The sequence below is a fragment of the Neobacillus sp. PVCKKU3 genome (assembly GCF_058323225.1).
Window position 1 is genome coordinate 157,433 of sequence record NZ_JBLVQN010000001.1, and the last position, 19,503, is coordinate 176,935.

Annotated in this window: 19 protein-coding genes; 18 read left to right on the forward strand and 1 reads right to left on the reverse strand. The window is 41.8% G+C overall.

All coding sequences use genetic code 11. The features are described 5' to 3' along the window. The first annotated feature begins 6 nt into the window (after positions 1-6). The 12 genes from gpr (at position 7) to mtaB (ending at position 14,336) form a co-directional block, all read left to right on the forward strand. Positions 7-1,122 carry a GPR endopeptidase gene (gene gpr, locus ACNQGS_RS00815; protein WP_423799138.1) on the forward strand — a complete coding sequence of 372 codons (1,116 nt, stop codon included), beginning with the start codon at positions 7-9 and terminating at the stop codon, positions 1,120-1,122. 106 nt (positions 1,123-1,228) lie between these two features. Further along, on the forward strand, positions 1,229-2,428 hold the full coding sequence (gene spoIIP, locus ACNQGS_RS00820; RefSeq protein ID WP_491485687.1) for a stage II sporulation protein P: 1,200 nt from the start codon (positions 1,229-1,231) through the stop codon (positions 2,426-2,428). A gap of 18 nt (positions 2,429-2,446) precedes the next feature. After that, positions 2,447-2,773, forward strand: coding sequence for a DUF3679 domain-containing protein (locus tag ACNQGS_RS00825; protein WP_491485688.1), 327 nt, complete (start codon positions 2,447-2,449; stop codon positions 2,771-2,773). A gap of 110 nt (positions 2,774-2,883) precedes the next feature. Continuing rightward, entirely contained in the window at positions 2,884-4,719 is a 1,836-nt protein-coding gene (gene lepA / locus ACNQGS_RS00830) for a translation elongation factor 4 (RefSeq protein ID WP_464491104.1), read from the forward strand. Between the two features lie 77 nt (positions 4,720-4,796). Then, the gene (gene hemW / locus ACNQGS_RS00835) at positions 4,797-5,939 is read left to right on the forward strand and encodes a radical SAM family heme chaperone HemW (protein ID WP_491485689.1); all 1,143 of its coding nucleotides are present in this window, start codon (positions 4,797-4,799) and stop codon (positions 5,937-5,939) included. 77 nt (positions 5,940-6,016) lie between these two features. Next, a complete protein-coding gene (hrcA, locus tag ACNQGS_RS00840; RefSeq protein ID WP_213145290.1) occupies positions 6,017-7,048 on the forward strand; it encodes a heat-inducible transcriptional repressor HrcA in 1,032 nt (343 codons plus the stop codon). Positions 7,049-7,145: 97 nt separating this feature from the next. After that, entirely contained in the window at positions 7,146-7,772 is a 627-nt protein-coding gene (gene grpE, locus ACNQGS_RS00845) for a nucleotide exchange factor GrpE (RefSeq protein WP_491485690.1), read from the forward strand. 31 nt (positions 7,773-7,803) lie between these two features. Beyond that, positions 7,804-9,639 (forward strand): molecular chaperone DnaK, encoded by a 1,836-nt coding sequence (gene dnaK, locus ACNQGS_RS00850; protein WP_491485691.1) that lies wholly within the window; start codon positions 7,804-7,806, stop codon positions 9,637-9,639. 360 nt (positions 9,640-9,999) lie between these two features. After that, on the forward strand, positions 10,000-11,136 hold the full coding sequence (gene dnaJ / locus ACNQGS_RS00855) for a molecular chaperone DnaJ (protein ID WP_491485692.1): 1,137 nt from the start codon (positions 10,000-10,002) through the stop codon (positions 11,134-11,136). A gap of 17 nt (positions 11,137-11,153) precedes the next feature. Continuing rightward, complete coding sequence (gene prmA / locus ACNQGS_RS00860; RefSeq protein ID WP_491485693.1) at positions 11,154-12,095, forward strand: 50S ribosomal protein L11 methyltransferase; 942 nt, start codon at positions 11,154-11,156, stop codon at positions 12,093-12,095. A gap of 110 nt (positions 12,096-12,205) precedes the next feature. Then, positions 12,206-12,955 carry a 16S rRNA (uracil(1498)-N(3))-methyltransferase gene (locus tag ACNQGS_RS00865; protein ID WP_491485694.1) on the forward strand — a complete coding sequence of 250 codons (750 nt, stop codon included), beginning with the start codon at positions 12,206-12,208 and terminating at the stop codon, positions 12,953-12,955. Between the two features lie 7 nt (positions 12,956-12,962). Further along, a complete protein-coding gene (mtaB, locus tag ACNQGS_RS00870) occupies positions 12,963-14,336 on the forward strand; it encodes a tRNA (N(6)-L-threonylcarbamoyladenosine(37)-C(2))-methylthiotransferase MtaB (protein ID WP_491485695.1) in 1,374 nt (457 codons plus the stop codon). A 783-nt stretch (positions 14,337-15,119) separates the two neighbouring features. Here mtaB and ACNQGS_RS00875 read toward each other — a convergent pair. Beyond that, entirely contained in the window at positions 15,120-16,064 is a 945-nt protein-coding gene (locus tag ACNQGS_RS00875; RefSeq protein WP_491485696.1) for a Na/Pi symporter, read from the reverse strand. A 218-nt stretch (positions 16,065-16,282) separates the two neighbouring features. On the opposite strand from ACNQGS_RS00875, the gene rpsU reads away from it, so the two are divergent. From rpsU to yqfC, 6 genes are all read left to right on the forward strand, one after another. Then, complete coding sequence (rpsU, locus tag ACNQGS_RS00880) at positions 16,283-16,456, forward strand: 30S ribosomal protein S21 (protein ID WP_007087607.1); 174 nt, start codon at positions 16,283-16,285, stop codon at positions 16,454-16,456. Positions 16,457-16,469: 13 nt separating this feature from the next. Next, positions 16,470-16,916, forward strand: a complete 447-nt coding sequence (locus ACNQGS_RS00885; protein ID WP_213120130.1) for a GatB/YqeY domain-containing protein — start codon at positions 16,470-16,472, stop codon at positions 16,914-16,916. A gap of 114 nt (positions 16,917-17,030) precedes the next feature. Continuing rightward, complete coding sequence (locus tag ACNQGS_RS00890; RefSeq protein ID WP_491485697.1) at positions 17,031-17,666, forward strand: NfeD family protein; 636 nt, start codon at positions 17,031-17,033, stop codon at positions 17,664-17,666. Positions 17,667-17,688: 22 nt separating this feature from the next. Next, positions 17,689-18,672, forward strand: coding sequence for a flotillin-like protein FloA (gene floA / locus ACNQGS_RS00895; RefSeq protein WP_213120132.1), 984 nt, complete (start codon positions 17,689-17,691; stop codon positions 18,670-18,672). Positions 18,673-18,696: 24 nt separating this feature from the next. Further along, on the forward strand, positions 18,697-19,122 hold the full coding sequence (locus ACNQGS_RS00900; protein WP_491485698.1) for a YqfB family membrane protein: 426 nt from the start codon (positions 18,697-18,699) through the stop codon (positions 19,120-19,122). Positions 19,123-19,212: 90 nt separating this feature from the next. Beyond that, positions 19,213-19,497, forward strand: coding sequence for a sporulation protein YqfC (gene yqfC, locus ACNQGS_RS00905; RefSeq protein ID WP_213144813.1), 285 nt, complete (start codon positions 19,213-19,215; stop codon positions 19,495-19,497). The last annotated feature ends 6 nt before the right edge of the window (positions 19,498-19,503 follow it).

Below are 19,503 nucleotides of genomic sequence, written 5' to 3' on the forward strand. Positions count from 1 at the left end.
TTGAACATGAAGGAATCTATCGACTTAAGTCAATATTCGGTCCGCACTGATTTAGCGATTGAAGCCAGGGAAATGGTACTGGCCCAATCTGTTGAACAAGAGGAAAACTTGTCTCAAATTGAAGGGGTCATTATTAAAGAAAAAGATGTTGACGATATAAAAATCTCCCTAGTAGAAGTGACGAAACAAGGAGAGGCGCAGCTTGGAAAAAAAGCCGGACGATATTTAACCTTGGAGGTCCAGGGGATCCGTCAGCAAAATACGGAAGTGCAGCAAAAAGTGCAGAAAATCTTTGCTAGCGAGTTTGCCCATTTTCTAGAGGGGTCAGGCGTTAAGAAAACCGATTCCTGTCTTGTGGTTGGATTGGGGAACTGGAATGTAACGCCGGATGCGGTTGGTCCGATGGTTTGTGAAAACCTGCTTGTGACACGCCATCTTTTCCAGTTACAGCCGGAAAATGTGGAAGAAGGCTACCGATCGGTCAGTGCATTGTCACCAGGAGTTATGGGGCTAACGGGCATTGAGACCAGCGACATTATTTTCGGAGTTGTAGAAAAGACCAAGCCGGATTTTGTGATTGCTATTGATGCCTTGGCATCACGGTCTATTGAAAGGGTAAATTCTACCATCCAAATCTCTGATACTGGCATCCATCCCGGATCTGGGGTGGGGAACAAACGAAAGGAATTAAGTAAAGAAACATTGGGTGTTCCTGTTATTGCTGTAGGAGTTCCTACAGTGGTTGATGCCGTTTCGATTACAAGTGATACGATTGACTTCATCTTAAAGCATTTTGGCAAAGAAATGAAAGAAGGGAACAGACCTTCAAGAGCACTTGCTCCGGCCGGGATGACCTTTGGAGAACGACGCAAACTGACCGAAGAAGATTTGCCGGAAGAAAAGCATCGTAAAACCTTCCTTGGCATTGTCGGGACACTTCCGGATGATGAGAAACGCAAACTGATTCAAGAAGTCCTTTCACCGCTTGGCCATAATTTAATGGTTACGCCAAAAGAGGTTGATGTATTTATTGAAGATATGGCAAACCTCCTCGCCAATGGACTAAACGCCGCCCTCCACAGCACCGTTGATCAAGGTAACGCAGGGTTTTATACACGATAAAAATGTTAGAGGCAGTCCTGATTTGGACTTGCCTCTAAAAAATGGTTCTACCAACTCTATTAATGTCATAGGATTTACTAGAATCCTTTTTGTGAGAGGTGGAACCATGAAAACCAAAGCTTCAGGAACCTTTATAATGGTGCAAGGGACAAGTGTCCTTAAGTTTATGGCCGCACTGTTTATATTTTTATTGTTTATTTTTTCTATCAGCGGGCTCTTAACATCCTTAAAGCCCCAATATAGACTATCTTCATCTTCCGTCAACCAGGCGGCAACGAAAGTGAACGGTGAACTTCTTTTTCAACTAATGGGCTGGGAAAACCACCACTTCTTAAAAGTGAAGCCTAACTTTACGATGCCGACATTAACGAATTTGGTTTTTAAACTGTCAAGCAACATTAATTTGGATGACCCAAGAAGTATGCTTGGCCGAGAACTGCCAGGATTTTTTCAGTTTGATGGGCAGATACTGGTTGCTGGAGAAGGGACAAATTATACAAATATGCCATTGGAATCCTCGCCGCCGATTGAAATTATGAAAGCGGAACAAGAGGCATCCCTGCAGAATATAGAGGGTTTGGACAAACCTTCGGATGATAATCCGTCACCTGCACCTGGCCAAACGACTGGAGATCGGAAGGTTGTCTACGTTTACTTTACTCATAATCGGGAATCCTATTTACCGTATCTAAAAGGTGTGACGAATCCGAATTTGGCCTATCATTCACAGATTAATGTGACTAAAATTGGAGACCAATTAAAAACAAGCCTTGAGGAAAGAGGGATCGGGACCTTTATAGATAAAACGGATGTCCAAGGAAATCTAAATAAAAAGGGCCTGAAATATTGGAATTCCTACACGGAATCTCGCTCACTTGTGCAAACTGCCATGGCCTCGAACCGAGATTTGCAATATTTTATTGATGTCCATCGCGATTCACATCGGAAAGATGAAACGACCATTTCAATTAATGGGAAATCCTACGCTAAGCTAGCTTTTATCATCGGTGGCAAAAATCCAAACCATGAAAAAAATGCTCAGCTAGCGAGCGAACTCCACACCCTTATGGATAAGAAATATAAAGGCTTAAGCAGGGGAGTTATTGTCAAAAACGAATCTGGGTCAAACAGTGTCTACAATCAAAACCTTTCGGATCATGCCATTTTAATTGAATTTGGCGGTGTCGATAATACATTTGAAGAACTGAACCGGTCGGCGGATGCACTCGCAGATGTGTTCAGCGATTATTTCTGGCAGGCAGAAAAGGTGAACAAGGATACGGGGCAATCTACTAATAAACAATAGATGATAGGAGCATTTCATATGAAAATGTTCATGGTAAAAAGTTTTATTATTGCAGCGCTAATGTTTATTTCAGTTTTAACGGGAATGGAACTGGCGAATAATGGAATCCAAAAAATGAAAGGGTATCAGGATCCCAATTTTCAAAACGCGGTCTCTATAAATGAAACAGGGACTGATCTAAAGGCGACATTTCTTGGCAAAAATATTTCCAATCATGATATTGAAGCTAAAAAGAAAAAACTCGAAGAAATCAATGCCTATAATTTTTTCTCCTCAATGGGTAGAAAAATGTCAGATGGCTTAACCAAAGCTTCTGAGAGTCTGATTGATTTGGTAGCGAAATAAACGGCGGCACCAGTGGTGGTGCTGCTGTTTTAGTTTTCGTTGAATCTTGATAATCCTCTTGTTATAATGAAAAATAGTGTATCTGCGCCAATTTAGTAGGAGTGAACCACATGAATAGAGATGAACGACTGAAACGACAAGAAAAAATCAGAAACTTTTCAATTATTGCCCATATCGATCATGGTAAATCGACATTGGCCGATCGAATTTTAGAAAAAACCAATGCCCTCTCCTCCCGAGAAATGAAAGCCCAGCTTTTGGATTCGATGGACTTGGAGAGAGAGCGCGGGATAACGATAAAATTAAACGCGGTCCAGTTACAATACAAAGCCAAAGATGGCGAAGAATATATTTTTCATTTAATTGACACCCCGGGACATGTCGATTTCACCTATGAGGTGTCGCGCAGCCTGGCTGCTTGTGAGGGGGCTATTCTAGTTGTTGACGCAGCGCAGGGAATTGAAGCGCAAACATTGGCAAACGTTTATCTAGCATTGGATAACAATCTTGAAATCTTACCTGTAATTAATAAAATCGACCTTCCGAGTGCAGACCCAGAAAGGGTGCGCAATGAAATTGAAGAAGTCATAGGGCTTGATGCTTCTGAGGCAGTTTTAGCCTCGGCAAAAGCAGGAATCGGGATTGAAGATATCCTTGAGCAGATTGTTGAGAAGGTCCCTGCCCCTGTGGGAGATCCTGGGGCACCATTAAAAGCACTGATTTTCGATTCGCTATATGATGCCTATCGCGGTGTAATCGCCTATATTCGTATCGTTGATGGGACTGTAAAGGTCGGCGATAAAATTAAAATGATGGCCACCGGTGCGGAATTTGAAGTGACTGAAGTCGGCGTTCATAATCCAAGAGAAGTGCAGCGTAATGAATTAACTGTCGGTGATGTGGGCTATCTGGCGGCATCTATTAAAAATGTCGGTGATACCCGTGTCGGTGATACGATTACCAATGCCAAAAACGGGGCTAAAGAAGCGCTGCCAGGCTATCGTAAATTAAATCCAATGGTTTATTGCGGAATGTACCCAATTGACACGGCTAAATTTAATGATCTCCGTGAAGCGTTGGAAAAGCTGCAGCTGAATGATTCCGCCCTGCAATTTGAACCGGAAACCTCACAGGCGCTGGGGTTTGGTTTCCGCTGCGGGTTCCTGGGACTGCTTCATATGGAAATCATCCAAGAGCGGATTGAGCGGGAATTTAAAATCGATTTAATTGCGACTGCTCCGAGTGTTATCTATCATGTCCATATGACAGACGGAGAACTGATCAACGTAGACAACCCATCCAACATGCCTGACCCGCAAAAAATCGACCGGGTAGAGGAGCCATATGTGAAAGCAACCATGATGTCGCCAAATGATTATGTTGGCGCAATTATGGAGCTTTGTCAGCAAAAACGCGGCAATTTTATCGATATGCAATACTTGGATGAAAACCGGGTCAGCATTATTTACGAAATTCCGCTTGCAGAGATTGTTTATGACTTCTTTGATCAATTGAAGTCAAATACGAGAGGCTATGCTTCATTTGATTATGAACTGATTGGTTATAAACCGTCCAAGCTGGTTAAAATGGATATCATGTTAAACGCCGAAAAAGTTGACGCTCTTAGCTTTATTGTCCATAAAGACTTCGCCTATGAACGGGGAAAAGTAATTGTCGAAAAGCTGAAGGAACTAATTCCAAGGCAGCAATTCGAAGTTCCTATTCAGGCTGCCGTCGGACAGAAAATTGTCGCCCGTTCCACCATTAAGGCGATGCGGAAAAACGTTTTAGCCAAATGTTACGGCGGTGACATTTCCCGTAAACGTAAATTGCTCGAGAAGCAAAAAGAAGGTAAGAAGCGTATGAAGCAGGTTGGTTCCGTTGAAGTACCGCAAGAAGCGTTCATGGCTGTATTAAAGATGGACGACAATAATACAAAAAAATAACTTCAACACGAGGTCAGGACAAGCCGATAAAGGTGAAGCCTGCCTCTTTTTGTTATTAGTAAGGAGTTGAAACGTAAATGATTAAAGCTGCCTATCTGCACATTCCTTTTTGTGAACATATTTGCCATTATTGTGATTTTAACAAAGTGTTTCTTAAGGGGCAGCCTGTTGATGAATACTTACTAGCTCTGGATCGGGAAATGCAAATGACTCTGGCGCAGTATCCAGTGAAAGAACTTGATACTATTTTTGTTGGGGGAGGAACGCCTACCTCTTTAAATGAAAAGCAGCTTGAACGATTCTGTGAAAGCATTAACCGACATTTATTGAAAAGTTCAGATGTAGAATTTACTTTCGAGGCAAATCCCGGTGATTTATCGATGGAAAAATTACAAATATTAAAGGATGCGGGTGTCAACCGGATCAGTCTTGGTGTCCAAACCTTTAATGATGAATTGTTGAAAAAAATCGGTCGTGTTCATCGGGCCGAAGATGTCTATCGAACCATTGACAATGTGAAGAAGACAGGATTTCAGAATATTAGTATCGACCTGATTTACAGTTTGCCCGAGCAAACACTTGAAGACTTTCAAGCTTCTCTTCATACGGCGTTTTCATTGGACATTACGCATTACTCAGCCTACTCGTTAATTATCGAGCCTAAGACCGTTTTTTATAATTTAATGAAAAAAGGCCGCCTTCCAGTCCCGGGTGAGGATATAGAGGCACAAATGTACGAAATGGTAATGGAGGCAATGGAAAAACACGGATTCAAACAGTATGAAATCAGCAACTTTGCCAAGCCCGGCTTTGAAAGTAAGCATAATTTAACCTATTGGGACAACGAAAACTACTTTGGTTTTGGGGCTGGAGCGCATAGCTACGTAGATGGCTTTCGCCGTTCTAATTATGGGCCTTTGAAAAAATATATGGACCAGATTAACAGTGGAAAACTTCCCTTCATTGAGGAACATCAAGTAACATTAGCGGAACAAATGGAGGAAGAAATGTTTTTAGGCCTGCGAAAAACGGAAGGTGTTTCAATCTCACGTTTTAAAATGAAATTTGACCGTGATCCCGAGCAATTATTTAAGCAGGAATTAGCTGATTTAACATCAAGACAATTGTTAAATGTACAGGATGGCAGAATATATTTAACTAAAAAGGGCCGTTTGTTAGGAAATGAAGTTTTTCAGTCGTTTTTAGGAGTATGTAATTGACACCATAATTCCTTTTTGATAATTTATTAGTATAATTAGCACTCGTTAATGCGGAGTGCTAACAGAGGTGATGAATGTTGTTAACAGATCGTCAATTGTTGATTCTTCAGGTTATTGTTGATGACTTTATTCGATCTGCACAACCAGTCGGCTCTAGAAGTTTGTCGAAAAAAGAGGAAATTTCCTTTAGTTCGGCAACGATTCGAAATGAAATGGCCGATCTTGAGGAAATGGGGTTTATCGAAAAAACCCATACCTCATCGGGACGTGTCCCTTCGGAAAAAGGTTATCGTTACTACGTTGACCATTTGCTTTCACCGCAGACTTTAAATCCTCAAGATATTTCAATCATTCAATCCATCTTTGCGGAGAGGATTTTTGAATTTGAAAAAATTATCCAAAGGTCTGCGAAAATTTTGTCAGAAATGACGAATTATACTTCTATTGTTCTAGGGCAGGATGTCGGCATCAATAAGCTGAAAAGAATTCAAATCATCCCCTTAAACAAAGAAACAGCTGTTGCAATCTTAGTGACAGATACTGGTCATGTGGAAAATAGGACCTTTTCTCTGCCGGCTGTACTTGATATGAGCGAATTAGAGAAAATTGTCAACATCCTAAACGAAAAATTATCCGGTGTCCCGCTTGAAGATTTACATGATAAGATTTTTAAAGAGGTGGCAATGCTTTTAAAACAGCATATCCGCCGTTATGATCTTTTTCTTCATACCATTGCGGAAACCTTTAAAATGCCAGCAACTGAGAAGTTATTTTTCGCAGGGAAAACGAACATGTTAAGTCAGCCAGAATTTCATGATATTGCCAAAATACGTAATCTATTAACCATGATAGATCGAGAAGATTGGATTACAAATTTAATCAGAAGCAATCAAAAGGGTATTAGCGTGAAGATAGGCAGTGAGAATCAAAATAGTATCATGGAAGATTGCAGTCTGATCACGGCTACTTATTCTGCCGGCACAGAAAAATTGGGGACGATTGCGATTCTTGGCCCGACAAGGATGGAATATTCACGTGTTATCAGCTTATTGCAGTTATTAAGCCATGATTTATCGGCGGTATTAACAAAGCTGTATCAATACAAATAACACTGGTAATATTGAGTAAGGGTGAAATCAACCATTTCACCCTCTTACCATGGTTATCAGCCATTAAATAAGATTTGATTCTTTGAGGGAGGTGAGTATGTTGTCAAACGAAAAAAACAATACCTTGAATGAAGAAATGGAAGATTTAAGAGGTAGCGAAAGCGTTGAATTTACTGATAATGAAGCCGCTCGTGCCGGACAATCAATTGAACAAACAATTGAAATGGAGGCAGAAACTGCTGAACAGCCTGTTCATGCTGAAGCTGAAGCGCAATTGCAGGAAATTCAAATGTTAAAGGATAAACTGGAGGCGGCAGAGAACCGCTACCTTCGCCTGCAAGCAGACTTTGATAATTTCAAACGCCGTACCCGCTTGGATCAAGAGGCGGGCGAAAAATATAGAGCGCAAAAACTAGTGACCGATTTACTTCCGGTACTTGATAACTTTGAAAGAGCTTTGGAAATTGAGGCAGACAACGAACAAACAAAGTCAGTGCTGCAGGGAATGGATATGGTCTACCGCAGCTTAATCGATGCTTTGAAAAAAGAAGGTGTTGAGCCAATTGAAGCAGTGGGAAAGGAATTTGACCCGCATCAACACCATGCAGTTATGCAGGGAGATGATGCTGCGTATGGCTCAAACATAGTGATAGAGGAATTCCAGAAGGGCTACTTATTAAAAGACCGGGTTATTCGCCCATCAATGGTAAAAGTGAATCAGTAGACTTTACATATTAATTAAGGAGGAAAAGGCAATGAGCAAAATTATTGGTATTGACCTTGGTACAACAAACTCCTGTGTTGCTGTACTTGAAGGCGGGGAACCAAAGGTAATTCCGAATCCTGAAGGCAACCGTACAACTCCGTCTGTTGTAGCCTTTAAAAATGGGGAACGTCAAGTAGGGGAAGTGGCAAAGCGCCAGGCGATCACAAACCCAAATACGATTATATCCATTAAACGTCATATGGGTACTGCCCATAAGGAAGAAATTGAAGGAAAGCAATATACACCGCAGGAAATTTCGGCTATCATTCTTCAGTATTTAAAATCCTATGCAGAGGATTATCTTGGTGAGCCAGTAACAAAGGCAGTCATTACAGTTCCTGCTTACTTTAACGATGCTGAGCGCCAGGCTACGAAGGATGCAGGTAAAATTGCCGGTCTTGAAGTAGAACGGATTATTAACGAACCGACTGCTGCTGCTTTAGCATACGGTTTGGATAAAACAGACCAAGATCAAACGATTCTTGTTTATGACCTTGGCGGTGGTACATTTGACGTTTCCATTCTTGAACTTGGAGACGGTGTTTTTGAGGTAAAATCAACTGCTGGTGACAACCGTCTTGGCGGTGATGACTTTGACCAAGTGATTATTGATTATTTAGTAGATCAATTCAAAAAGGAAAATGGCATTGACCTTTCTCAAGATAAAATGGCCTTGCAACGTTTGAAGGATGCTGCTGAAAAAGCGAAAAAAGATCTTTCCGGCGTAACTTCAACACAGGTTTCTTTACCATTTATTACTGCTGGCCCTGCTGGTCCACTTCATTTGGAAGTAACTTTATCAAGGGCTAAATTTGATGAATTAACAGCACATCTTGTTGAACGCACAATGGGACCTGTCCGCCAGGCATTGAGCGATGCAAGTATGTCTCCATCAGAACTTGACAAAGTTATTCTTGTTGGTGGTTCTACTCGTATCCCTGCTGTTCAAGAAGCCATTAAAAAGGCAACTGGCAAAGAGCCGCATCGCGGTGTAAACCCTGATGAAGTTGTAGCGATGGGTGCAGCAATTCAGGGCGGCGTTATCACTGGTGACGTAAAAGACGTTGTACTTCTAGATGTAACGCCATTATCCCTTGGTATTGAAACAATGGGCGGTGTATTTACAAAATTAATCGACCGTAATACAACCATCCCAACTTCCAAGTCACAGGTGTTCTCAACTGCTGCTGACAACCAAACAGCCGTGGATATCCATGTTCTTCAAGGGGAGCGTCCTATGGCAGCTGATAACAAAACATTAGGCCGTTTCCAACTTTCCGATATTCCACCGGCACCACGCGGAATCCCGCAAATCGAAGTAACTTTCGATATCGATAAAAACGGTATCGTCAATGTTCGTGCTAAGGATCTTGGTACAAATAAAGAGCAGCAAATTACCATTAAATCATCTACAGGACTTTCTGATGATGAAATTCAAAAAATGGTCCGCGAAGCCGAAGAAAACGCGGAAGCGGATAAACAACGCAAAGAAGAAGCGGAACTTCGCAATGAAGCAGATCAGCTAGTCTTTACAACAGAAAAAACCTTAAAGGATCTGGAAGGTAAGGTTGACGCTGCTGAAGTAGCAAAAGCAAATGATGCGAAGGATGCTTTAAAGCAAGCTATCGAGAAAAACGATTTAGCAGAAATGCGTGCGAAAAAAGATGCTCTTCAAGAAATCGTTCAAGCTTTAACTGTCAAGCTGTATGAGCAGGCTGCTGCTGCACAGCAAGCGCAGGCAGGCGGCGCTGATAAAGATGCCTCTGGCAAAAAAGACGACAATGTAGTTGATGCAGAGTTTGAAGAAGTTAAAGACGATAAATAGAAAAGCGGAAGCGCCTTGACCAGGGGCGACAGGCAAAAGACGAGCCGGCATGAAGGTTGCTTTTTAACCTTCAGGACGGATTGGCTTATGACCCAGAGCCCCTAGGCGCTGGAGCTAGACAGTAATCGTTGTATTAGACGGTTACTTATATTACTGATAAAAAAGTCAAAGTCAGACTAAAGGCTTTGGCTTTTTTAGCTAATCAGAATTTATTCCATAAATTCTGAACGCATAAATATAACTACGCCTCTGAGCAGTCCTAATGGACTCGCCAGTCGGCGAGTTTTTATTTATTGCTATACCTTTCCTAGGGTGTTAGAATAATCTTTATGTGAAAAGATTCGGGAGTGATGGTAATCAATGAGTAAACGGGATTACTATGAGGTGCTTGGTTTAAGCAAAGGTGCCTCTAAGGATGAAATAAAAAAGGCTTATCGCAAACTGTCTAAACAATATCACCCGGATATCAATAAAGAACCGGATGCAGCGGATAAATTTAAGGAAATTGCAGAAGCCTATGAAGTGTTGAGTGATGACCAAAAACGGGCACACTATGACCAATTCGGACATACTGACCCGAATCAAGGCTTCGGAGGCTTTGGCGGGGGTTCTGATTTCGGCGGCGGTTTTGGCGGCTTTGAAGATATCTTTAATACCTTTTTTGGCGGAGGCGGTTCTCGTCGGAGAGACCCGAATGCGCCAAGACAGGGTGCAGACCTGCAATATACTATGACCATTTCTTTTGAGGAAGCGGTATTCGGTAAAGAAACGGATATTGAAATTCCTCGTGAAGAAACATGTGAAACATGTAGTGGTACAGGAGCAAAGCCTGGAACGAAGCCAGAGACCTGTAAACATTGTCAGGGTTCAGGACAAGTAAGTGTGGAGCAGAATACTCCATTCGGCAGAATTGTGAACAGACGTACCTGCCACTACTGTAACGGAACCGGTAAAGAAATTAAAAATAAATGTGCCACATGCGGGGGCACTGGTAAAGTAAAGAAGCGGAAGAAGATTCATGTGAAAATTCCTGCGGGAATCGACGATGGCCAGCAGATGCGTCTCTCTGGACAAGGCGAAGGTGGTATTAACGGGGGGCCGGCAGGAGATCTTTATGTTGTTTTCCACGTTCGTGACCATGAATTTTTTGAACGTGATGGCGATGACATTTATTGTGAAATGCCAATCACGTTTGTTCAGGCGACACTCGGAGCCGAGATTGAAGTGCCAACCTTGCATGGGAAAGTAAAATTGAAGGTACCTTCTGGTACACAAACCGGAACAAAATTCCGATTAAGAGGAAAAGGCGTTCCAAATGTCCGTGGTTATGGTACGGGCGATCAACATATTCTTGTTCGGGTTATCACCCCAACAAAATTAAGTGATAAACAAAAACAATTGCTGCGCGAATTTGATGAGGCAAGCGGCAATGCCCCTCTAGGGGAACATGAAGAAAGCTTTTTTTCAAAAGTAAAACGTGCCTTTAAAGGCGAGTAAGGATTGGAGCTGGTAGAATGAAGTGGTCTGAAATTAGTATTCACACAACAAATGAAGCGATTGAGCCAATTTCTCATATTTTACACGAAGCTGGGGCGAGCGGTGTTGTAATTGAGGATCCATTTGAATTGACAAAGGAAAGGGAAGATCAATTCGGTGAAATCTACCAGCTTAATCCAGATGATTACCCTGAGGAAGGTGTCATTGTAAAGGCTTATTTGCCAGTTAATAGCTTCTTGGGCGAAACAGTTGAAGCGATTAAAGATTCTATTAATAATCTTATCCTATTCAATATTGATATAGGCTTAAATAAGGTTACAATCAGTGAAGTAAACGAGGAAGAATGGGCGACTGCTTGGAAGAAGTATTATAACCCTGTTAAGATCTCTGAAAAGTTCACGATTGTACCTACTTGGGAGATATATAACCCCGTCAGCAGCGATGAATTAATCATTGAATTGGATCCAGGCATGGCGTTTGGTACGGGAACACATCCGACGACGGTGATGTGTATTCAAGCCCTTGAAAGAACGGTCCGCCCTGGTGATCGCGTCATTGATGTTGGAACAGGTTCGGGTGTTCTAAGTATTGCTGCGGCTATGCTGGGAGCGGAGGATGTCAGGGCTTTTGATCTTGATGAAGTGGCTGTAACCCAAGCAAAATTAAATATCAAACTAAATAAAGTCCATAATAAAGTGGCGATTTCACAAAATAACCTGCTTGATGGTGTTGAAGACGGTTCGGCGGATGTGATTGTAGCGAATATTTTAGCCGAAGTCATTTTGCGATTTACTGACGATGCTGTCAGGGTTGTAAAGCCTGGAGGTTACTTTATTACTGCAGGTATTATTCAACAGAAGAAGGATCAAGTAAAAGAGGCGCTTGTATCATCCGGTTTTGAAATTACAGAGACCATTTTAATGGAGGATTGGGTTGCCATTATTTCTAAAAGGGTATAATGAAGAAGCGAGGGGGGGATATTCATTCCCCTTTTTGTATTTCATTCTTTATTATTGCTTTAAATTTTAGTAAAATAAGACGTATTCTGTTTTAGAGAGGGTGCAAAGTTGTGCAGCGCTACTTTGTTAAAAACCGAGCAAGTGAAGATCGTTTTTTCATAGACGAAGAAGATCGCCACCATATAGTCAAGGTGATGCGCATGGAACTTGGCGATCAAATCATCTGTGTCGATCCTGATGGAAAGCAGGCCATCTGCCGGCTTGCAGAAATTACCGATGAAAGAGTTGCTGCAGACGTTGTACAATGGAAAGAAGAGGTTTCTGAGCTGCCGATTTCAGTTACTATTGCAAGCGGGCTGCCTAAAGGGGACAAGCTTGAATGGATTATCCAAAAAGGAACGGAATTAGGAGCTCATCAATTTATCCCTTTCTCGGCCGCACGCTCGGTTGTTAAATGGGATGAGAAAAAGGCTGCGAAAAAAATAGAGAGATGGCAAAAAATTGCCAAAGAGGCGGCCGAGCAATCACATCGTGCCGTGCTGCCAAAAGTGGAAAGAGCGATGAGTTTTAAAGAATTGCTTGCTAAAAGTAAAGAATTTGATTATAGATTAGCTGCGTATGAGGAGGAAAGTAGAAACGGAGAAACATCCGTTTTTTCTGCTGTCCTGAAACAATTAAAACCTGGTGAATCTCTCCTTCTTGTCTTTGGACCCGAAGGGGGCCTTTCAGAAGAAGAGGTACAGCAGTTGACGCATAATGGTTTTGATCTTTGCGGACTCGGTCCGCGCATATTAAGGACGGAAACGGCCCCATTGTATTCCCTTGCGGCCATTTCCTATCATTTTGAATTACTGAGGTGAATATACAATGGCAACAGTTGCTTTTCATACATTGGGTTGTAAAGTCAACCACTATGAAACAGAAGCCATTTGGCAATTATTTAAGAATGAAGGCTATGAGCGCGTGGATTTTGAATCCATATCAGATGTTTATGTGATAAATACCTGTACGGTTACGAATACAGGAGATAAAAAAAGCCGCCAGGTCATCCGTCGTGCGGTTAGAAAGAACCCAGATGCGGTGATCTGTGTTACAGGCTGTTATGCACAAACATCGCCGGCAGAGATCATGGCTATCCCTGGCGTAGATGTTGTTGTAGGAACACAGGATCGTGTTAAAATGCTGGACTATATCGAGCAGTATAAAACAGAACGGCAGCCAATTAACGGTGTCGGCAATATCATGAAGAATCGCGTCTATGAAGAACTGGATGTACCATCCTTTACAGACAGAACACGTGCCTCTTTGAAAATTCAAGAAGGCTGCAATAATTTTTGTACGTTCTGTATTATTCCATGGGCACGCGGCCTGATGAGATCACGTGATCCGCAGGAAGTTATTCGACAGGCCCAGCAATTAGTGGATGCGGGCTATAAGGAGATTGTCCTTACAGGTATTCACACAGGCGGTTATGGCGAGGATATGAAGGATTATAATCTTGCGATGCTGCTTCGCGACTTAGAGGCACAGGTTAAAGGAATAGAACGACTGAGAATTTCTTCGATAGAGGCCAGCCAAATTACCGATGAAGTAATTGAAGTCATCAAGCATTCGAATATTGTTGTCCGCCATTTGCATATTCCGATTCAATCTGGTTCAAATACTGTTTTGAAAAGAATGCGTCGTAAATATACGATGGAATTTTTCGCAGAGAGATTGGAACGTTTGAAGGAAATCCTGCCAGGTCTAGCTGTAACCTCTGACGTTATTGTTGGTTTCCCTGGTGAAACGGAAGAGGAATTTATGGAGACTTATAATTTTATAAAAGAACATAAATTCTCCGAGCTTCATGTTTTCCCTTACTCCAAGCGTACAGGAACACCCGCTGCCAGAATGGAAGATCAAGTTGATGAAGAGGCCAAAAATGACCGCGTTCACCGCTTAATCACTCTTTCTGACCAACTAGCAAAAGAGTATGCTTCAGAATTTGAAGGTGAGGTTCTGGAGGTTATTCCGGAAGAGGAGTTTAAAGAAGAGGCTGAATCAGGCCTTTACGTTGGCTACACTGATAACTACTTAAAGGTTGTTTTCCCGGCAACTGAAGATATGGTTGGCAAAATTGTAAAAGTAAAGATTACAAAAGCCGGATACCCTTACAACAAAGGGCAATTTGTCCGTGTGGTTGAAGATACAGCAATTGTTAAGGAAGAAGTTTTTACAACTGAAGAAGCAGCCATTTAATAATAAAGGGTGCCCCGTCATCACGGGACACTCTTTATTTAATTGTTCAGCAAATAATTTTGGAACAAAAGCGAATTGGTTCTCCAATTGATGAATTATTCAGGCTTTCGGTAGCCAATGGCCTGTATTGGTGCCCCAACTCGTGAATTATTCAGGCTCTCGGTAGTCAATGGCCTGTATTAGTGCCCCAACTCGTGAATTATTCAGGCTCTCGGTAGCCAATGACCTGTATTGGTGCCCCAACTCATGAAATATTCTGTGCTTCGGTAGCCAATGTCCCGTATTGGCGCCTCGACTCATGAAATATTCTGTGCTTCGGTAGCCAATGACCTGTATTGGCGCCCCAACTCATGAAATATTCGGCCTTTCGGTAGCCAATAGCCTGTATTGGCGCCCCGACTCATGAAATATTCGGTGCTTCGGTAGCCAATAGCCCGTATTGGCGCCCCAACTCATGAAATATTCGGCCTTTCGGTAGCCAATGTCCCGTATTGGCGCCCCGACTCATGAAATATTCGGTGCTTCGGTAGCCAATAGCCCGTATTGGCGCCCCAACTCATGAAATATTCGGTCTTTCGGTAGCCAATGTCCCATGTGGGCGCCCCAACTCATGAAATATTCGGTCTTTGGGTAGCCAATGTCCCATATTGGTGCCCCAACTCGTGAATATACTGCTCCTCGGTAACCTATACCCTGTATTGGGGCCCCGACTTGCTAATCATTCCAATTTATTGATAGCCAATCTCTTTAAATGTCTGGAAAATAAGGTTAAATTCCAGCCCATTATTTCACAATGGGCTGCTTTGGTTTCCGGTCGTGTAAAAATAATATCATCTCGCCAAACTTAGTTGCAAACGGCAGCACCAACAGAGAGGACACTACATTAAAAATAACGCTGATATGAGCTAATTGAACATCCTTCCTGGCTGCGAGCAGCGGGGCATTTTCGGTCAGCAGAGGGATGAGCGGGATAAATAATAATACGCCAAAAACATTCAGCCACACATGCGCATAGGCCGCCAATTTTGACTCCTTCCCGCCGCCAATGGATGCAATAATGGCGGTGATACAGGTTCCAATATTAGCCCCCAGAACAATGGCAATTCCCGCATCGAGCTGCAGGAGCCCAGCTGTTAGAAATCCCATTGTAATCCCGGTCATTGCTGTACTTGATTGAATAATGGCAGTAATGACCGTACCCGTTAATAAACTCATCAGAATATTATCATTTATGGAAAGAATGAATTGATGGATCACGTTCATCGATGTTAACGGCTCAGCCAACCTTTCAAACCCCTTCATCGCCGTAAAAACAGAAGCGATCCCAAACAGAAGCATTCCAATACTTCTGGCTTTTTTATTGGGAAATAAAATTAGAATTGCCCCAATGATCGCAAATGGGACAAGAACAGCATCTATGTCAAACGTAATTAATTCTGTCTTAAAGGTAGTACCAATATTGGTACCAAGAATAATCCCAATCGATTGAGGAAAAGTCATGATTCTTGCGGAAATTAAGCCGATTGTAATAACCATTACCGCAGAACTGCTTTGCAAGAGTGCGGTTATAAATGTCCCCGTCAGCATTCCTTTTAAAGGTGTACTGGTTAGTTTAATCAGCCATGTCTTAAGTTTGTTGGCGGATAAATTAAATAGTCCAAATCTGATAATTGTCATGCCAAAAATAAATATTAAAATGCAAAGTACAAATAATAATATGTAAAGCATGGTCTATCCTCCCCTCCCTTCATTGTATGGTTCGATAGGGGGGGACATGCCATCTTTAAAAGGAAAATTAAGACATGCTAAAAAATAATCTGCATAAAATGTACATTCCTTGTCACATCAGTGTGAAATACAGTTGACCTTGCACTTAGGTTATATTATAATTGCAAGGTACATGGATTGAATGTAAGTGTGTTGTGTTTCGGAGGGAGGGAAAGAGAATGTCTAAAACCGTTGTTCGTAAAAACGAATCGCTTGAAGATGCTCTTCGTCGCTTCAAACGTACAGTATCAAAAACTGGTACTTTGCAAGAGGCAAGAAAGCGCGAATTCTACGAAAAGCCAAGTGTAAAACGTAAGAAAAAGTCTGAAGCTGCAAGAAAACGTAAGTTTTAAGAGGGTGTAATAAATGAGTCTTCTCGAGCGTTTAAATAATGACATGAAACAAGCGATGAAAAACAAGGAAAAAGACAAACTTTCTGTTATTCGGATGATTAAAGCTTCGATTCAAAACGAGGCGATTAAGCTTGGTGTAAGTGAGCTGTCCGATGCAGATGAGTTAACGGTCCTTTCTCGCGAATTAAAACAACGCAAAGACTCCCTCCATGAGTTTGATAAGGCCGGTCGTGAAGACTTGGTTGAAAAATTGCGTACAGAGATCGCTATTGTCGAACTGTATATGCCGAAACAGCTTTCCGAAGAGGAACTTTCAGAAATAGTAAAAGAAACTATTGCTGAAGTCGGTGCAAAATCAAAAACGGAAATGGGAAAAGTGATGGCTGCTATTATGCCTAAAGTAAAGGGCAAAGCAGACGGGTCACTTGTTAATAAATTTGTACAACAACACCTTTCATAGTATTCTGACACTAAGACCATAGGTAAATGCCTGTGGTCTTTTATTTTTTAAATGAAACTTTCAGGCCAATAATCCGTAAGTATTATTATAGGATGTAAAGAAAGGAGGGCTCGGATGGTTGAGTTTCTTATGAACCCTATTGTTGTAACCGTTCTCCTGACGATTGGCGGAGTTGGACTGGTATTGGAGCTTTTTTCGCCAAGGTTTGGACTATCAGGCTTAATTGGACTTTTGGCGCTTGTTTTATTTTTTTATGGACATTTCATGGCAGGCTATGCCGGTGTTGGCACTCTGGTTTTATTTGCTGGGGGAATCCTGCTGCTTTTCTTTGAATTGTTTCTTCCGGGGGCAGTTGCGGGAACTTTGGGCCTGGCAGCTTTGATTTTAAGCTTCTTTCTTGCCGGAGAGAATGCTTTACAAATGGGTGTTTCAATTTTAATTTCAATTTTCTTATCAACCCTCGTGTTTTTTTTAATGATAAAGGTGCTGGGAAAAAAGCTTGTTTTATTCAATAAAATGGTTTTATTTGATTCAGCCAAAAAAGAAGATGGTTATGTTTCCAATATTAATCGTACCGATTTATTGGGGAAAGAAGGAGTGGCATTAACCATCTTAAGGCCTGCTGGTACAGCAATTTTTAATAATGAAAGAGTTGATGTGGTAAGTGAGGGCGGTTTTATTGCCCAAAATGCAAAAATTAAGGTCATCAAGGTCGAAGGTGCTCGAATTGTTGTCAGAGAGGTAATTTAATAACAGAAGGGAGTAATGGACCGTGGACGGATCTATTTTTATTATTGGTTTTGTAGTAATTGCCTTAATTTTATTTGGCATCTTGTTATCATTTGTGCCGGTCATGCTTTGGGTTTCTGCGCTTGCTGCGGGTGTTAGAATCAGTATTTTTACCTTAATAGGAATGAGATTGAGAAGGGTAACACCAAGCAAGGTGGTTAATCCCCTAATTAAAGCCCATAAGGCTGGTTTAAATGTTACCACAAACCAGCTCGAAAGCCATTATTTGGCGGGCGGGAATGTTGACCGTGTGGTAAATGCACTTATTGCAGCACATCGGGCAAATATTGAGTTATCATTTGAGCGTTGTGCTGCTATTGACCTAGCGGGACGTGACGTACTGGAAGCCGTGCAAATGAGTGTGAATCCGAAGGTTATTGAAACACCGTTTATTGCAGGTGTTGCCATGAACGGAATTGAAGTAAAAGCAAAGGCAAGAATTACTGTTCGTGCTAATATTGATCGGCTTGTTGGGGGCGCTGGCGAGGAAACGGTGGTTGCTCGTGTTGGCGAAGGCGTTGTCTCCACCATCGGTTCATCAGATAGCCACAGCAAAGTCCTAGAAAATCCTGATTTGATTTCGCAAACGGTATTGGCCAAAGGGCTTGATGCAGGCACTGCTTTTGAAATTCTCTCAATTGATATTGCTGATGTCGATATCGGTAAGAATATTGGGGCTGAATTACAAACTGAACAAGCGGAGGCCGACAAAAAGATTGCCCAGGCGAAAGCAGAGGAACGGAGGGCTATGGCTGTCGCCCTGGAGCAAGAAATGAAGGCCAAGGTGCAGGAAATGAAGGCAAAGGTAGTAGAGGCCGATGCAAAAGTGCCGCTTGCGATGGCTGAGGCATTGAAATCGGGCAATATCGGCGTCATGGACTATCTAAACTTTAAAAACATCTCCGCCGATACTGAAATGAGAGGGTCAATCGGGAAAATAACAGGGGAAAACAAAGATGGTCAGTAAAATTCATCTTAGGAGGCGGGTGTAATGGAAACGCTGCTTTTCCTAATCATTATTGGAATCATCTCCACGATTTTTCGAAAAGGGAAAAAACCAACGACAAAATATAAACCATTTTCTATGAATACCTTTGAAGATTTAAGAGCTCATTTTCAAAATGAGCCGGTTAAAACGAAATTTAAACATTCTAAACAAACCAACGAAAAGGATATAGAAAAAGCTTATCAAAAGGCAAAACAGAAGATGGCAACCGGTTCAACCGTTAATCATAGTCAGGAAAAGCCTATCGAAATCAGCCAGAAAGCAAAGGTAGATCATAATGTAGTTGAGGAGGAAACTGCCATTTCTGTGGAACCAACTCCGCAAAAAATAATCAACGGTATCATTTGGGCTGAAATTCTTGGTGAGCCACGATCTAAAAAAACGTATTACGTAAAAAAGGGTAGAGGGTAATGCCTTAAGAACGCAGAACCTAATACTAAAAAGATGTGCTAGAACCCCTATTCATTTCATAAACATGAGATGAAAGGGGGTTCTTTTTTTATGGCAAAAAAATGGGGCCAACGGATTCGCAACTGGATGGCTAATAAAATGGATCTTCCTCAAGACGTTTTGATGGATTTGCCCCGAATTACGATGATCGGACAAATCCATATTTATATAGAAAATCACCGAGGCTTGCTCGCCTTTACCGATAAAGAACTCCGTCTGCTATTAAAACAGGGGCAGTTACAGATAAAAGGAAAATCTTTCGTCATTAAAACCATCTTACCAGAAGAGATATTACTCGAAGGAAAAATAGATCAGGTTCTGTTTATTAATGATTAATCTGGG

Bases quoted from the DNA above. Each gene is read 5' to 3' on its own strand.
- gpr (WP_423799138.1), top strand. From the start codon at position 7: ATGAAGGAATCTATCGACTTAAGTCAATATTCGGTCCGCACTGATTTA.
- spoIIP (WP_491485687.1), top strand. From the start codon at position 1,229: ATGAAAACCAAAGCTTCAGGAACCTTTATAATGGTGCAAGGGACAAGT.
- ACNQGS_RS00825 (WP_491485688.1), top strand. From the start codon at position 2,447: ATGAAAATGTTCATGGTAAAAAGTTTTATTATTGCAGCGCTAATGTTT.
- lepA (WP_464491104.1), top strand. From the start codon at position 2,884: ATGAATAGAGATGAACGACTGAAACGACAAGAAAAAATCAGAAACTTT.
- hemW (WP_491485689.1), top strand. From the start codon at position 4,797: ATGATTAAAGCTGCCTATCTGCACATTCCTTTTTGTGAACATATTTGC.
- grpE (WP_491485690.1), top strand. From the start codon at position 7,146: ATGTTGTCAAACGAAAAAAACAATACCTTGAATGAAGAAATGGAAGAT.
- dnaK (WP_491485691.1), top strand. From the start codon at position 7,804: ATGAGCAAAATTATTGGTATTGACCTTGGTACAACAAACTCCTGTGTT.
- dnaJ (WP_491485692.1), top strand. From the start codon at position 10,000: ATGAGTAAACGGGATTACTATGAGGTGCTTGGTTTAAGCAAAGGTGCC.
- prmA (WP_491485693.1), top strand. From the start codon at position 11,154: ATGAAGTGGTCTGAAATTAGTATTCACACAACAAATGAAGCGATTGAG.
- mtaB (WP_491485695.1), top strand. From the start codon at position 12,963: ATGGCAACAGTTGCTTTTCATACATTGGGTTGTAAAGTCAACCACTAT.
- ACNQGS_RS00875 (WP_491485696.1), bottom strand. From the start codon at position 16,064: ATGCTTTACATATTATTATTTGTACTTTGCATTTTAATATTTATTTTT.
- rpsU (WP_007087607.1), top strand. From the start codon at position 16,283: ATGTCTAAAACCGTTGTTCGTAAAAACGAATCGCTTGAAGATGCTCTT.
- ACNQGS_RS00885 (WP_213120130.1), top strand. From the start codon at position 16,470: ATGAGTCTTCTCGAGCGTTTAAATAATGACATGAAACAAGCGATGAAA.
- ACNQGS_RS00890 (WP_491485697.1), top strand. From the start codon at position 17,031: ATGGTTGAGTTTCTTATGAACCCTATTGTTGTAACCGTTCTCCTGACG.
- ACNQGS_RS00900 (WP_491485698.1), top strand. From the start codon at position 18,697: ATGGAAACGCTGCTTTTCCTAATCATTATTGGAATCATCTCCACGATT.
- yqfC (WP_213144813.1), top strand. From the start codon at position 19,213: ATGGCAAAAAAATGGGGCCAACGGATTCGCAACTGGATGGCTAATAAA.